Source organism: Thermophilibacter provencensis (assembly GCF_900128445.1).
Taxonomy (GTDB): Bacteria; Actinomycetota; Coriobacteriia; order Coriobacteriales; family Atopobiaceae; genus Thermophilibacter; species Thermophilibacter provencensis.
In genome coordinates, this window is record NZ_LT671417.1 from 1,483,026 (window position 1) to 1,497,697 (window position 14,672).

The 14,672-nt window shown below is 68.8% G+C and carries 13 protein-coding genes and 1 tRNA gene; all 14 read left to right on the forward strand.

The genetic code is table 11. The features are described from left to right. Positions 1–70: 70 nt before the first annotated feature. Positions 71–997, forward strand: a complete 927-nt coding sequence (locus tag BQ7391_RS06655; protein ID WP_075279889.1) for a dihydrodipicolinate synthase family protein — start codon at positions 71–73, stop codon at positions 995–997. An 11-nt stretch (positions 998–1,008) separates the two neighbouring features. After that, positions 1,009–1,968: an ROK family protein gene (locus BQ7391_RS06660; RefSeq protein ID WP_075279890.1), complete on the forward strand. Its 960-nt coding sequence runs from the start codon at positions 1,009–1,011 to the stop codon at positions 1,966–1,968. 104 nt (positions 1,969–2,072) lie between these two features. Further along, entirely contained in the window at positions 2,073–2,759 is a 687-nt protein-coding gene (locus tag BQ7391_RS06665; protein WP_075279891.1) for an N-acetylmannosamine-6-phosphate 2-epimerase, read from the forward strand. A 500-nt stretch (positions 2,760–3,259) separates the two neighbouring features. After that, positions 3,260–4,342: a Gfo/Idh/MocA family protein gene (locus tag BQ7391_RS06670; protein ID WP_083662138.1), complete on the forward strand. Its 1,083-nt coding sequence runs from the start codon at positions 3,260–3,262 to the stop codon at positions 4,340–4,342. A gap of 2 nt (positions 4,343–4,344) precedes the next feature. Further along, the gene (locus BQ7391_RS06675) at positions 4,345–5,094 is read left to right on the forward strand and encodes a DeoR/GlpR family DNA-binding transcription regulator (protein ID WP_075279892.1); all 750 of its coding nucleotides are present in this window, start codon (positions 4,345–4,347) and stop codon (positions 5,092–5,094) included. After that, entirely contained in the window at positions 5,091–5,993 is a 903-nt protein-coding gene (gene pfkB / locus BQ7391_RS06680; RefSeq protein ID WP_075279893.1) for a 1-phosphofructokinase, read from the forward strand. The genes BQ7391_RS06675 and pfkB overlap by 4 nt, the downstream gene beginning before the upstream one ends. A 274-nt stretch (positions 5,994–6,267) precedes the next feature. Continuing rightward, positions 6,268–8,244 carry a PTS fructose transporter subunit IIABC gene (locus BQ7391_RS06685; RefSeq protein WP_075279894.1) on the forward strand — a complete coding sequence of 659 codons (1,977 nt, stop codon included), beginning with the start codon at positions 6,268–6,270 and terminating at the stop codon, positions 8,242–8,244. Positions 8,245–8,660: 416 nt separating this feature from the next. Continuing rightward, positions 8,661–9,587 carry an RNase adapter RapZ gene (gene rapZ / locus BQ7391_RS06690; protein ID WP_075279895.1) on the forward strand — a complete coding sequence of 309 codons (927 nt, stop codon included), beginning with the start codon at positions 8,661–8,663 and terminating at the stop codon, positions 9,585–9,587. Between the two features lies 1 nt (position 9,588). Then, positions 9,589–10,575 carry a DNA-binding protein WhiA gene (gene whiA, locus BQ7391_RS06695; RefSeq protein WP_075279896.1) on the forward strand — a complete coding sequence of 329 codons (987 nt, stop codon included), beginning with the start codon at positions 9,589–9,591 and terminating at the stop codon, positions 10,573–10,575. 158 nt (positions 10,576–10,733) lie between these two features. Continuing rightward, positions 10,734–11,759 (forward strand): type I glyceraldehyde-3-phosphate dehydrogenase, encoded by a 1,026-nt coding sequence (gap, locus tag BQ7391_RS06700; RefSeq protein WP_075279897.1) that lies wholly within the window; start codon positions 10,734–10,736, stop codon positions 11,757–11,759. Positions 11,760–11,856: 97 nt separating this feature from the next. Further along, positions 11,857–13,047, forward strand: coding sequence for a phosphoglycerate kinase (locus BQ7391_RS06705; RefSeq protein WP_075279898.1), 1,191 nt, complete (start codon positions 11,857–11,859; stop codon positions 13,045–13,047). Continuing rightward, positions 13,040–13,807, forward strand: coding sequence for a triose-phosphate isomerase (gene tpiA, locus BQ7391_RS06710; RefSeq protein WP_075279899.1), 768 nt, complete (start codon positions 13,040–13,042; stop codon positions 13,805–13,807). Before BQ7391_RS06705 ends, tpiA begins: the two co-directional genes overlap by 8 nt. Before the next feature lie 105 nt (positions 13,808–13,912). Further along, on the forward strand, positions 13,913–14,164 hold the full coding sequence (gene secG / locus BQ7391_RS06715) for a preprotein translocase subunit SecG (protein ID WP_075279900.1): 252 nt from the start codon (positions 13,913–13,915) through the stop codon (positions 14,162–14,164). A 339-nt stretch (positions 14,165–14,503) separates the two neighbouring features. Beyond that, positions 14,504–14,594: transfer RNA gene (locus BQ7391_RS06720), tRNA-Leu, on the forward strand. Positions 14,595–14,672 lie beyond the last annotated feature (78 nt).

Consider the following 14,672-nt stretch of genomic DNA (forward strand, 5'->3'; position numbering starts at 1 on the left):
CTGCCCTAGCATCTGAGCCCCCTGTCCCGCACGGGGCGGAGCGTCCCGCCCCACACAAGAAAGGACCAGCATGGCAGACCTTAAGATCACGGGCGTCGTCCCTCCCGTCGTCGTCCCCGACACCCCCGACCACGAGCTCGACGTTCCCTCCTTCGAGCGCCTCATCGACCGCATGATCGACGCAGGCGTCGACGGCCTCTTCTTCCTCGGCTCCTCTGGCGAGGTCGTCTTCTCCACTGACGCGCGCCGCCGCCAGATCATCTCCGAGGCCGTCCGCATCGTCGACCACCGCGTGCCCGTGCTCGTGGGCATCATCGACACCGAGACCGAGCGCGTCATCGAGCACGGCAAGGTCGCCCAGGAGCTTGGCGCCGACGCCCTCGTGGCCACCGCCCCGTTCTACGCCCTCGGTGGCATGGCCGAGGTCGAGGAGCACTTCCGCATCCTCCACGAGGAGCTCGACCTGCCCATCTTCGCCTATGACATTCCCGTGTGCGTGCACACCAAGCTCCCGTGGCCGCTGCTTGTCAAGCTCGGCAAGGAGGGCGTGCTCGCCGGCGTCAAGGACTCCTCCGGCGACGACATCTCATTCCGCTACCTCTGCCAGGAGAACGAGAAGGCCGGTCACCCGCTCTCGCTGCTCACCGGTCACGAGATCGTGGTCGACGGCGCGTACCTCTCCGGCGCCGACGGCTCCGTCCCGGGCCTTGCCAACGTCGAGCCCGAAGGCTACGTCCGCATGTGGAAGGCCGCGCAGGCCGGCGACTGGGCCACGGTCAAGGCCGAGCAGGACCGCCTGAACGAGATCTCCCACATCTTCGACGTCACCTCCGGCGTGCAGGGCTATGCCGGCGGCGTGGGCGCCTTCAAGACCGCGCTCTGGCTCCTCGGCGTCTTTGACTCCAACACCATGCCGCGCCCGGTCAAGGCCCTCGAGGGCGACAACGTCGAGGCCATCAGGAAGGTCCTCGTGGACACCGGGCTTCTCGAGGGCTAGGGGGGAGAGCCATGAGCCAGACCATCATTGCCGTCGACATCGGCGGCACCAAGATCGCCTGCGGTCTCGTCACCCTCGGTGGCGACGCGCCCGCGATCTCCAAGGTCGAGAAGGTCCCCACGGATGCCATGAAGGGCGGCGAGCACGTGCTCGCCACGGTGCTCGCCCAGGTGAAGGCCGCCATCGGGCGCGCCGACGAGCCCCCCGTGGGCGTCGGCATCTCCTCGGCGGGCGTGGTGAACCCGCGCAACGGCGACATCACCTTTGCCAACGAGCTCATGCCCGGCTGGGGCGGCACCCACCTCGGCGCCGAGGTCACCGCCGCGACCGGCCTGCCGTGCCGCGTCCTCAACGACGTCCACGCCCATGCCCTGGGCGAGGCGCGCTGGGGCGGCGGCCGCGACAAGAAGAGCTGCCTCGTCGCGGCGGTCGGCACCGGCATTGGCGGCGCCTTCGTCGAGTGGGGCAAGATCATGCTCGGCGCCCATGACGAGGCCGGCCACATCGGGCACGTCTGCTGCCCGGCGGCCGCGGGGGTGCCGTGCAGCTGCGGGGCGACGGGCCATCTCGAGCCCATCGCCGCGGGTCCGGGCATCATCGCCGAGTACGTCCGCTTGGGCGGGGACGAGGCGCTCCCTGACGGCACGCCGATAGACGGAGCTGAGATCGACCGCCGCGCCGCCGCGGGCGACAAGGCCGCCAAGGCCGCCGAGGCCCGCGCGGGCCGCGCCCTGGGCGAGGTCCTGGGCAGCATGTGCAACATGCTCGACCCTGACGTCGTGATCCTCTCCGGCTCCGTCGCGCAGTGCGGCCCCGACTGGTCCGATGCCATGGCCGAGGCCTTCAAGGGCCAGGCCATGCCGCCCGTTGCCACCACGCCCATCGTGGGCGGCGAGCTCGGCGGCGACGCGCCGCTGGTCGGCGCCGCGGAGAACTTCGTGCAGTCCGGCTACGCCGAGATCTCCGACTAGCCCCGCGGGGCGTGCAAAAGGGACAGTCACTTTTGCACGCCCCCCCTGCTAACGGTCAGTCGTGCAAAAGTGACTGTCCCTTTTGCACGCCCGGAGGAGGAACCATGCCCATCTCACCGCTCGTCCAGTCCCTCAAGGGGAAGCTCATCGTCTCCGTCCAGGCCTATCCCGGCGAGCCGCTGCGCCACCCCGAGACCATGGCCCAGATGTCGCGCGCCTGCGAGCTCGGCGGCGCCGCCGCCATCCGCTGCCAGGGACTCTCCGACATCGCCGCCATCAAGGGCCGCGTGGAGATCCCCGTCATCGGCCTGTGGAAGGAGGGCCACGAGGGCGTCTACATCACGCCCACGCTGCGCCACGCCATGGCGTGCGTGAACGCCGGTGCCGACGTGGTGGCCCTCGACGCCACCGACCGCCCGCGCCCGGACGGCCGCACCTTCGAGGAGACCGTCGAGGCCATCCGCTCCCAGAGCGACGTCCTCATCATGGCCGACTGCATGACCATCGAGGACATCCGCCGCGCCGTCGCCTGCGGCTGCGACCTCGTCTCCACGACGCTCTCGCACAACAAGGCCGCCATCGACACCACGCTCGAGGACGGCCCTGACGTGCCGCTGCTCAAGCAGGCGACCTCGGAGTTCCCCGACTACCCGATCATCTGCGAGGGCCACGTTCACACCCCGGCCGACGCCAAGACCGCCATCGACGCGGGAGCCTGGGCCGTCGTCGTGGGCACCGGCATCACGCACCCCACCTCGCTCACCAGCTGGTTCCGCGCCGCGATCGAGTAGGGGAGAGAGCACCATCGCTCCGGGCCGACGCGGGCCCCGGACTCGTCCGGGGCCCGCTTTCTTTGTCGGCGTTCCCGTTCTTCTCGCCATGCGGGCATCTGAGCCTGCCGCCGAGTCGGCGGCCGAGCCGTGCGGGGCCAGCATGCGCAGCCCGCGATGTTCGCAAACTCCCGATTCCGCGTTCGCGCGAGAACGCGTAGCCTGGGTTTTGCCGCCAATCTGACCCCTTTTCTGAGCTTACGCGTCGGGTAGTTCCAAGTTTGTCATGCGTAACCGCGGATGTCCGGATATCCGAGCTCGCGCGTTCTTCTCGCCCCGCGCGGTGCCTGCTGACGCCGCGGGTCATCCAAGCATGCGTGAAAATGCTCAGAAATGCGAACTTATGACCGTTCGTGGACAATGTCATACCGCTTACCGCTAGAATGCGTAGAATTGCACACAAATGGAAGAAATTGCGTAAAAATGAAAATCACAGAGCAGGACCAGAACGGAGGAGACCCATGCCAGACACCGAGAAGAACGCGCCGCTCGACTCGGCAGCCGCCGCGTCCGCGGCCTTCGCCGCCGTCGAGAGCCGCCCGTTCCCCGACGACGTCTTCACCGCGCCCGAGCTCCGCTGGGCCGTGATCGGCTGCGGCGTCATCGCCAACCAGATGGCGACCTCGCTCGCGCTCGCCGGCCGCCACCTGCGCGGCGTTGCCAATCGCACGCGCGAGAAGGCCGTCGCCTTTGCCGAGAAGCACCACGTGGAGCGCGTCTACGACACGGCCGAGGACCTCTACGCGGACCCGGACGTCGACGCCGTCTACGTCACCACGCCGCACAACACGCACATCCGCTACCTGCGCGGCGCGCTCGCCGCGGGCAAGCACGTGCTCTGCGAGAAGTCCATCACCCTCAACTCCGCCGAGCTCGCCGAGGCCCGCGCCCTCGCCGCGGCAAACGGCGTCGTGCTCATGGACGCCACCACGATCCTGCACATGCCACTCTACCGCGAGCTGCGCCGCCGCGCGGACGCGGGGGAGTTCGGCCGCATGAACCTCGCGCAGGTCAGCTTTGGCTCCTACAAGGAGTACGGCGACCTCACCAACCGCTTCTACAACCGGGGGCTCGCCGGCGGCGCGATGCTCGACATCGGGGTCTACGCGCTCAGCATCATGCGCCTCTTCATGGCGAGCCAGCCCGAGGAGGTGGTATCGCTCGGCAACCTCGCCTCCACGGGCGTGGACGAGGCGGGCGGCATCGTCTGCCGCAACGCCGAGGGCCAGCTCGGCGTCATCTCGCTCACGCTCCACTCTAAGCAGCCCAAGCGCGCGGTCATCTCCTTCGACCGCTGCTACGTGGAGGTGACGGAGTACCCGCGCGCGGATGCCGCGACGATCGTATGGACCGCCGACGGCCACCGCGAGGCCGTGCGCGCCGGCGTCGAGGGCTATGCCCTCTGCTACGAGATGGCCGACCTCGAGCGCGCCGTCGCGGGCGACGCCCGGGCCGCTGCCCTCATCGACACCGCGTCCGACGTGATGGACCTCATGACGCGCCTGCGCGCCGACTGGGGCGTCACCTATCCCGAGGAGGAGTAGCCATGCTGGCAGAGGAGCGCCACGCGCGCATCGTGGAGATGGTCCGCAGGCAGGGGACCGCCACCGTGGCGGAGCTGGCCTCGGCCCTGGACATCTCCGAGTCCACCATCCGCCGCGACCTGGACAAGCTCGACCAGGCCCATCGCCTGGTCAAGGTCCACGGCGGCGCCACCACGCTCGAGTCCGCCCACCTCACGCGCGACCTCACGCTCGAGGAGCGCCACGGCCTGCACGCCGAGGAGAAGCGCGCCGTCTGCGCCTACGCGGCCACGCTCGTGGGGCCGGACGACCTCGTCTACCTCGACGCCGGCTCCACCGTGGAGGAGCTCATCGGGCATCTCGTCGAGCGTGACGCGCGCTACGTCACGGACTCGCTCTCCCACGCCATGAAGCTCGCCGCGCGCGGCTTCCGCGTCACGGTGCTCGGCGGCGAGCTCAAGAGCGCCACGGAGTCGCTCGTGGGGCCGGATACCATCGCCGCGCTCTCGCGCTACCACTTCACGATCGGATTCTGGGGCGTTAACGGCATCACCCCCGAGCACGGATTCACCTCGCCGGAGAGCAACGAGGCGCTGATCAAGCAGCTCACGATGGAGCGCACGGCGCGCCGCTACGTGCTCGCGGACGCCACGAAGTTCGACAACACGAGCCTCGTGGGGTTCGGCGCCTTCGACTCCGCCACGATCGTCACCTGCGGGGACGTCCCCGAGAAGTACCGGAGCTTCGATAACGTTGTGGAGGTAGCCCGATGATCTGCACCGTCACGTTCAACCCGTCGCTCGACTACATCGTCCGCGTGGACGACATGCGCCTGGGCGTCATCAACCGCACCACCTACGAGAAGATCCTGCCCGGCGGAAAGGGCGTGAACGTCTCCATCGTGCTCGGCAACCTCGGGCACGCGAGCCGCGCGCTCGGCTTCGTGGCGGGCTTCACGGGCGACGAGCTCTGCCGCCTGTGTACCGAGGCGGGCGTCGAGACCGACTTCATCCGCGTGGCGGAGGGCATGACGCGCATCAACGCCAAGGTCAAGAGCAACGAGGAGACCGAGCTCAACGGCCAGGGGCCCGTCATCACCGCCCGGGACGTCGAGGCGCTCTTCTCCAAGGTCGACGCCCTCGGCGAGGGCGACACGCTCGTCATCTCGGGCTCCGTGCCCGCCGCGCTGCCGCACGACATGTACGAGCGCATCATGGAGCGTCTCCAGGGCCGCGGCGTGCGGACCGTCGTGGACGCCGAGCGCGACCTGCTCACGCGCGTGCTGCCGTACTGCCCCTTCCTCGTGAAGCCCAACAACCACGAGCTCGGGGACATCTTCGGCGTGACGCTGCGCACGCGCGACGAGGTCGTGCCGTACGCCAAGGAGCTCCAGGAGATGGGCGCCGCTAACGTGCTCGTCTCGATGGCGGGGGAGGGCGGCGTGCTCGTGGCCGAGACGGGCGAGGTCTTCCAGAGCCCGGCCGCCAAGGGCACCGTGGTCAACTCCGTGGGGGCGGGCGACTCCTCCGTCGCCGGGTTCCTCGCGGGCCTGATGGAGACCGGCAGCTACGAGGCCGCCTTCCGCATGGCGCTCGCGACGGGGTCTGCCAGCGCGTTCTCGGACCACCTGGCCACGAGGCCGGAGGTGGAGGCGCTGCTCGCGGCGTCGTGATCGTCCGCCCTCGGGCCCGGCGAGAAGGACCTCGGCGCTCGGACAGCTTCGCCGCGCGGAGGGCGCGCGGCTGCAGAACTCGCGGCGAGGCCCTTCTCGCCGGGCCCGAGGGCATCCAGCGGCACGGGCGTTCTTCTCGCCTGCCGCAGGGCTCGTGGCCAGGTGGTCCGGGAGCGCTCGTGCGGGCGCGACGCATCGCCCATCGGGCGGCGCGCAGCCGCCTTGGAACAACGGAAAAAACGATGGTGAAGGCAAGCTACGAAAGGATGGGACTATGAGAATCACGGATCTGCTCAAGCCCGAGTCAATCGGGATCGGGGGTGCGCCGGCATCCAAGGACGAGGCCATCGACGAGCTCGTCGACCTCATGGCGAAGGGCGGCAACGTCGCCGACAAGGCGGGCTATGCCGCGGCCGTGCGGGAGCGCGAGGCGCAGTTCTCCACGGGCCTCGGCGACGGCATCGCCATCCCGCACGCCAAGACGGCCGCCGTCTCCGCGCCCGGCCTCGCGGCCATGACCGTGCCCGCGGGCGTGGACTACCAGTCGCTCGACGGGGAGCCGGCGACGCTGCTCTTCCTCATCGCGGCGCCCGAGGGGGAGGCCAACACGCACCTCGAGGTGCTGAGCCGCCTCTCCACGCTGCTTCTCGACGCCGACTTCTGCGCGGCCCTGCGCGCGGCGAGGACGCCCGCGGAGTTCCGTGCCCTCGTGGACGCCGAGGAGGACAAGCACCGCGCCGCCGAGGAGGTCAAGGCCGCCGGCGCCGCCGCGCGCGACGCCGCGGGCTACGACGTGCTCGCGATCACGGCCTGCCCCACGGGCATCGCGCACACCTACATGGCCGCCGAGGCCCTCGAGAAGAAGGCCGCCGAGCTCGGCATCAAGATCAAGGTCGAGACCCAGGGCTCGGGCGGCGCCAAGAACGTCATCACCGAGAAGGACGTCGAGGGCGCCAAGGGAGTCATCATCGCGGCCGACAAGAACATCGACCTCGCCCGCTTCGACGGCATGCCCGTCTACAGCTGCCCGGTCACCCGCGGCATCAACGAGCCCGAGGTCCTTCTCGGCATCGTCATGGACGGCAAGGCCCCCGTCTACCACCACGCCGGCGGCTCCTCCGACGCGGCCGCGGCGGGCGCGTCGGGCGAGGGCGTCGGCCACAAGGTCTACAAGGACCTCATGAACGGCGTCTCCCACATGCTGCCGTTCGTGATCGGCGGCGGCATCCTCACCGCCATCGCGTTTCTCGTGGACCAGCCGGGCCTCGGCACCGCCGCCTACGGCTCCTCGATCCCGGCCGCCGCACTCTTCAAGACCATCGGAAGCGAGGCCTTCGGGTTCATGCTGCCGATCCTCGCCGGCTACATCGCCATGTCCATCGCCGACAGGCCCGGCCTCGCCCCCGGATTCGTGGGCGGCATCTTCGCCAAGGTCGGCTACGACTTCGCCTACCTCGGCACGCTCGACGCCACGAGCCTCGTCTCCGGCGGCTTCATCGCGGCCCTCTTCGCGGGCTTCGCGGCAGGCTACATGACGCTCGGCATCGAGCGGCTCTGCGACCGGCTCCCGGCGTCGCTCGAGGGCATCAAGCCCATGCTCATCTACCCGGTCCTCGGCGTACTCGCCATCGGCGTGGTCATGCTCGCCCTGAACCCGCTCTTCGCGCTCATCAACACCGGCCTCAACGGCTTCCTGCGCGGCCTCGGCACGAACAACATCGTCCTTCTCGGCCTCGTGCTCGGCGGCATGATGTCCGTCGACATGGGCGGCCCCTTCAACAAGGCGGCCTACGTCTTCGGCACCGCCGCGCTCGATCCGGCGAGCGGTCTCGGCACCACCGGCCAGATCATGATGGCCTCCGTCATGGTGGGCGGCATGGTCCCGCCGCTGGCGATCGCCCTCTCCACCACGATCTTCAAGAACCGCTGGACTAAGGCCGACCGCAACGCCGGCATCGTGAACTACATCATGGGCCTCTCGTTCATCACCGAGGGCGCCATCCCCTTCGCCGCCGCCGACCCCGGCCACGTGCTGCCCTCCTGCATCATCGGCTCCGCCGTGGCGGGCGGCCTCTCGGCGCTCTTCGGCTGCGCAAGCCCCGCCCCGCACGGAGGCGCGTGGGTGACCCCGGTCATCGGCAACGGCCTCCTGTGGCTCGTCGCCGCGCTCGCGGGCGCCGTCGTGGCCTGCCTCATCCTGTCGCTCTGGAAGAAGCCGCTCCCGCCCGAGGAGTCCGGCCTCAAGAGGTAGCGCCGCCGGCTTCGCTGCGCCCCGGGGGACTGCCCCGGGGCGCACTCCCTTCGAGCATGCCCCCGCGCACGGTTTCCCGCTTTCGGGCCGCGATTCCGTGCACGGGGGCATGCTCGCGCGTTCCGTGCAGAGAGGCATGTTCGGCGGCTCGTCCTTCTCGCCCTGCGACCTCTCGCGATTGCCCCGAGCATGCTATGTGGCACGGCTTCATCGAGCATGCCCCCGCGCACGGTCTCCGGCTCCCCACGCCGCGATTCCGTGCAGAGAGGCATGCTCGGCCGCGCGCCCTTCTCGCCCCGCGCTCTTTTGGGCCGGCCCGGCGATGCCCCGTCCGGGCATGCCGTGCGGCATGCCCGACCCTGCTGCCGTATACTGGCGAGAAGAACGGCGAGAAGGACCTCGAGGAGGGGAGTGCCATGGGTGCGACCGGCCAGCAGATGCGCGCGGCCGAGGGGCGCGACCGCGTGCCCGACGTCGTGGTGGTCACGGGGATGTCGGGCTCGGGGCGCACCCAGGCGCTTCATGTCTTCGAGGACATGGGCTACTTCTGCATCGACAACCTCCCGCCCCGCCTGCTCCTGCAGCTCGCGGAGCTCGTGGGCATCAACGCCGGGGTGGGGCGCCACCTCGCCGTGACCTGCGACCTGCGCAGCCAGGGCCTCTTCGACGAGTTCTCCGATTCGGTCAAGCAGCTGCGCGAGCACGAGCTCACCTGCAGCGTGGTCTTCCTCGACACCGACGACGACGTCCTCATGCGCCGCTACGACGAGAACCGGCGCCGCCACCCGCTCGCCGGGCCGGGGGAGTCCATCGCGGGCGCCATCGCGCGCGAGCGAGCGCAGCTCGGCAGCGTGCGCGACGCCGCCGACCTCGTCATCGACACGAGCCGCACGAGCACCAAGGAGCTGCGCGCCCGCCTGCGCCGGGCGTTCTCGGAGCTCACGGACCAACAGCTCATGGAGGTGTCGGTCTTCTCCTTCGGCTTCAAGCACGGCATGCCGGTCGAGGCCGACCTCATGATCGACGTCCGCTTCCTGCCGAACCCCTTCTATGACCCCGAGATGCGCCCCCTCACGGGCAAGGACCGGCTCGTCGCCGACTTCGTGCTCGGCAACCCCACCACCGAGAGGTTCCTCGAGGCCTGGTACCGCCTGCTCGACGTGGCGATGCCCGGCTACGTCGCCGAGGGCAAGAGCCACCTCTCCATCGCGGTGGGCTGCACGGGCGGCCAGCACCGGAGCGTCGCCATTGCCGCGGCCACGGCCTCCTACCTCGAGCGCGGGGGCTACCATGTGACGCTCTCGCACCGCGACCTCGCGCTCGCCAACGTGAGGACGAGCTAGGATGTCGTTCACCGCCCAGGTCAAAGACGAGCTTTCCCGCGTCGAGGGCACGCCCTCCGCCGAGCTCGCCCAGCTCTCGGCGCTCATCCGCGTGTGCGGCACGCTCTCGTTCAGGGGGGTCGGGCGCTACTCCATCCGCATCGCCACGGAGACGGGCGCCGTCGCACGGACGATCATCAAGCTCACGCACAAGCTCTTCGACCTGGAGACGCCGCTCACGGTGCGCCGCTCGGTCCTGCACAAGACGAGGAACTACCTGATTGAGATGCCCGAGCAGGACGAGCTCGCCGAGGACCTCGTGAGGCTCGGGATCCTCGTCCCGGGGCGCGGGCTCGCGACGGGCGTGCCGGTCGCGCTGCTGCGCACGCGCGAGGCGCGGGCGGCCTTCGTGCGCGGCGCGTTCATGGCGGGCGGCTTCATCGCGGACCCGCGCGGAGACTTCCACCTGGAGATTGCCGTGACGGGGGAGGACTTCGCCCGCGGGCTCGTGTCGCTCGTCGGGTCCTTCGGGGTCTCGGCGCGCCTGAACCGCCGGCGGGGCGCCTTCGCGCTCTATCTCAAGAGCTTTGACGACGTGATCTCGCTTCTGCGCGCCATGGGGGCGCAGCGGATGGCCCGGGTGGTCGAGCTCGCCCGCGCGCAGAAGTCCGTCAAGAACGACGTCAACCGCCGCGTCAACGCCGAGATGGCCAACCAGGCCCGCTCGACGGGGGCGGCCGCCTCGCAGCTCGACCTCATCGACCGCGCCGAGAGGGGCGTGGGGCTCGCGGCGCTGCCGCCGGCGCTGCGCGCCTTCTGCCGCGCGCGGCGGGAGCACCCGGAGCTCTCGCTCGCCGCGCTCGGCGCCGAGCTCGACCCTCCGGCGTCGAAGTCGGCCATGTACCACCGCGTCCTCAGGCTCCAGCAGATCGTCGAGGATGCCGAGGTGCGGCGGGGCGACGGCCCGTCAGGCCCAGTCGCGCGGGAACCATCCCACGTCGACGGATAAAATCTGAGCGCCTGCGGCTTAAATTGGCGTGCCCCCCAGTTTTAGCGATACGCACCGTCGCGCGTGGGGTACACTATCGGTTGGCAGGGGCGTCACGCCCATGTTGGTGCTTTGGTCCGCCGAGGAGAAGCCCCGGCGGCCCCGTGAAAGGAGAAAGCATGGCAGTTAAGGTTGCAATCAACGGCTTTGGTCGCATCGGCCGTCTGGCTTTCCGTCAGATGTTCGGTCACGAGGGCTCCGAGATCGTCGCCATCAACGACCTCACCTCCCCCGACATGCTCGCGTACCTTCTGAAGTACGACACCACGCAGGGCAACTACGCTCGCGACCACAAGGTCGAGGCCGGCGAGGACTCCATCACCGTTGACGGCAAGAAGATCACCATCTACAAGGAGGCCGACGCCTCCAAGCTCCCCTGGGGCGAGCTCGGCGTCGACGTCGTCCTCGAGTGCACCGGCTTCTACACCTCCAAGGCCAAGGCCCAGGCCCACATCGACGCCGGCGCCAAGAAGGTCGTCATCTCCGCTCCCGCGGGCAACGACCTCCCCACGATCGTCTACAACGTCAACCACGAGCAGCTGACCGCCGATGACAACATCATCTCCGCGGCCTCCTGCACCACCAACTGCCTCGCCCCGATGGCCAAGGGCCTCAACGACTTCGCGCCCATCGTCTCCGGCATCATGACCACCATCCACGCCTACACCGGCGACCAGATGCCGCTCGACGGCCCGCAGCGCAAGGGCAACAAGCGCCGCAGCCGCGCCTGCGCGCAGAACATCGTCCCCAACTCCACGGGTGCCGCCAAGGCCATCGGCCTGGTCCTCCCGGAGCTCAACGGCAAGCTGATCGGCGCCGCCCAGCGCGTTCCCACGCCCACCGGCTCCATCACCAACCTCTACTGCGTGGTTGACAAGGTCGTCACCAAGGACGAGGTCAACGCCGCTATGAAGGCCTATGCCGAGACCATCCCCGAGACCTTCGCCTACAACGAGGACGACATCGTCTCCTCCGACATCATCGGCGAGACCCACGGCTCGATCTTCGACGCCACCCAGACCATGGTCCAGGACCTCGGCAACGGCCAGAGCCTCGTTCAGGTCACCTCTTGGTACGACAACGAGAACTCCTACACCTCCCAGATGGTCCGCACCATCAAGTACTTCGAGAAGTTCGTCGCGTAGCCAACGCTTCGCATCGGCTTTTCGCAGGGGGTGCGGTCGCAGCTCACGGGGCCGCGGCCGCGCCCCTTTCTCGTAGGAACCAGACAAAGGAGTGAGCATGGCCTTCACCAAGAAGACCGTCCGCGACGCCGACGTCGCGGGCAAGCGCGTCCTCATGCGCGTGGACTTCAACGTCCCCCTGAAGGACGGCGTCGTCACGGACGACACCCGCGTCCGCGCCGCGATCCCCACGATCGAGTACCTTAAAGAGCAGGGCGCCAAGATCATCCTCATGAGCCACCTCGGCCGCCCCAAGGGCGACGGCCCCGAGCCCCAGTTCTCCCTGAAGCCCGCCGCCGACAAGCTCGCCGAGCTTACCGGCTATGACGTGAAGTTCGTCGACGACACCTACGGCGAGAAGGCCAAGGCCGCCGTGGACGCGCTCCAGGACGGCGAGATCCTCGTCCTCGAGAACGTCCGCTTCGACAAGCGCGAGAAGAAGAACGACCCCGAGATCGCCAAGACGCTCGCCTCCTACGGCGACGTCTTCGTGCTCGACGCCTTCGGTACCGCGCACCGCGCCCAGGGCTCCGTGGTCGGCCCCGCCGCGTATCTTCCCGCCTACGCCGGCTTCCTGCTGGAGAAGGAGGTCGACACCCTGACCGGCATCTTCGCCGAGCCCGAGCGTCCCTTCGTCGCCATCGTCGGCGGTTCCAAGGTTTCCTCCAAGATCGGCGTCCTCGATCACCTGATCGACTCCGCCGACACCCTCATCATCGGCGGCGGCATGGCCTACACCTTCTTCCTGGCCAAGGGCTACACCGTGGGCACCTCCCTCAAGGAGGAGGACTGGGTCGAGCGCGCTGGCGAGATGCTCAAGAAGGCCGAGGACAAGGGCGTCAAGATCCTGCTCCCGATCGACAACGTCGTCGCCGACCACTTTGGCGAGGACGCCGAGGGCGAGGTCGTCGACTCCGACAAGATCCCCGACGACCGTATGGGCATGGACATCGGCCCCAAGACGCGCGAGCTCTACGCCGACGCCATCAAGGCCGCCAAGACGGTGTTCTGGAACGGCCCGATGGGCGTCTTCGAGATGGACCAGTTCGCCGCCGGCACCGAGGCCGTCGCCCGCGCCGTGGCCGACTCCGACTGCACCTCGATCATCGGCGGCGGCGACTCCGTCGCGGCCATCAACAAGTTCGGCCTGGCCGACAAGATGAGCTGGATCTCCACCGGCGGTGGCGCTTCCATGGAGCTCGTCGAGGGCAAGGCCCTTCCCGGAGTGGAGGCGCTTCTCGATGCGTAAGAGGATGATCGCTGGCAACTGGAAGATGAACAAGACCTACAGCGAGGGCGTCGTCCTCGCCCAGGGCCTTGCCGACGAGCTTGCCGACGGCACCGGCGACGTCGACGTCGTCGTCTGCCCGCCCGCCGTCGACCTCAAGGGCGTCTCCGAGGTCATCGAGCAGGCGTCCGCCCCGTTTGCGCTCGGCGCCCAGAACGTCTACTGGGAGGAGTCCGGCGCCTACACCGGCGAGACCGCTCCCAACATGCTCGAGGCCGTGGGCGCGACCTACTGCATCATCGGCCACTCCGAGCGTCGCGACTACTTTGGCGAGACGGACGAGGACGTGAACAAGAAGGCCCGTGCCCTCATGGCTCACGGCATCGTGCCCATCTCCTGCTGCGGCGAGTCCCTCGAGGTCCGCGAGGCTGGCAAGCACGTCGAGTTCGTCGTCGACCAGATCAAGAAGGACACCGAGGGCCTGGAGATCACCGACCCCTCCAAGTACGTGATCGCCTACGAGCCCATCTGGGCCATCGGCACCGGCAAGACCGCCACGGCCGATGACGCCCAGGAGGTCTGCGGCGCCATCCGCGCCACCCTCGTCGAGGTCTTCGGCGAGGAGGTCGCCTCCGGCATCCGCGTGCTCTACGGCGGCTCCGCCAAGCCCGAGAACATCGCCGGCTTCCTCGAGAAGGAGGATGTCGACGGCGCGCTCGTCGGCGGCGCCTCCCTCAAGGCCGACAGCTTCGCGGCCATGGTCAAGAGCGCGATGGCGTAGCGCCTCGTCTCTCCTGACAGATGTGGACTCTGGGGTCCGGACCTCGTCCGGGCCCCTTTGTGTTACCATGACCAGTTGTTATGCATCTGTCCTGAAGGAGCCTCAGTGAACCCGCTCAACATCATCCTGACCGTCCTGCTGTTCCTCTCCGGAGCCCTCACCGTCATTCTCGTCCTCATGCACTCGGGAAAGGGCACGGGCGTCTCCGACATGATCGCCTCCTCGCTCTACAACTCCGGCACCGGCTCGGGCGTTCTCGAGAAGAACCTCAACCGCCTGACGGTCATCACCGCGACCGTCTTCATCGTGAGCATTCTCGTGATGGCGCTCACGTTCCCCACGGGAACGCTCGGCTAGTCCTTCTCGCACGACATAGGGAGTACCTCTCGGCGGCGGCCTTCGGGTCGCCGCCTTTTTGCTGGCGCACGGGCGGGGAGGGGACGCACTCGTGAGTGCCCTCCGCAGGTGCGGCCGCACCTGCGTCGAATACGCGTCGAGTGCGGCCCAAAGGGCGAGAAATACCTGCGAGTGCGCCCAGCGGCACGCCCCAGAGGCCGCACTTGCGAGTGCCCTCCGCAGGCGCGGATCAAGGGGCGCCGACCTATGCCGAACCCGCTCCGAAAAAAACTCAGATTGGGGCTTGCATCATCTGGGCGACTCGTGCATACTATCCCTTGCGCGAAAGCGCAGTGACAAGTCGGAGTGGCGGAATTGGCAGACGCGCTAGCTTGAGGTGCTAGTGACTGACTAAAAGGTCGTGCGGGTTCAAGTCCCGCCTCCGACACCACGAAGGTGCACGGGCCCCGAAAGGGGCCCGTTTTCGTATGCGGCCTCGCGTCGCTCCCGCGTGCTACGCTAGTGCGGA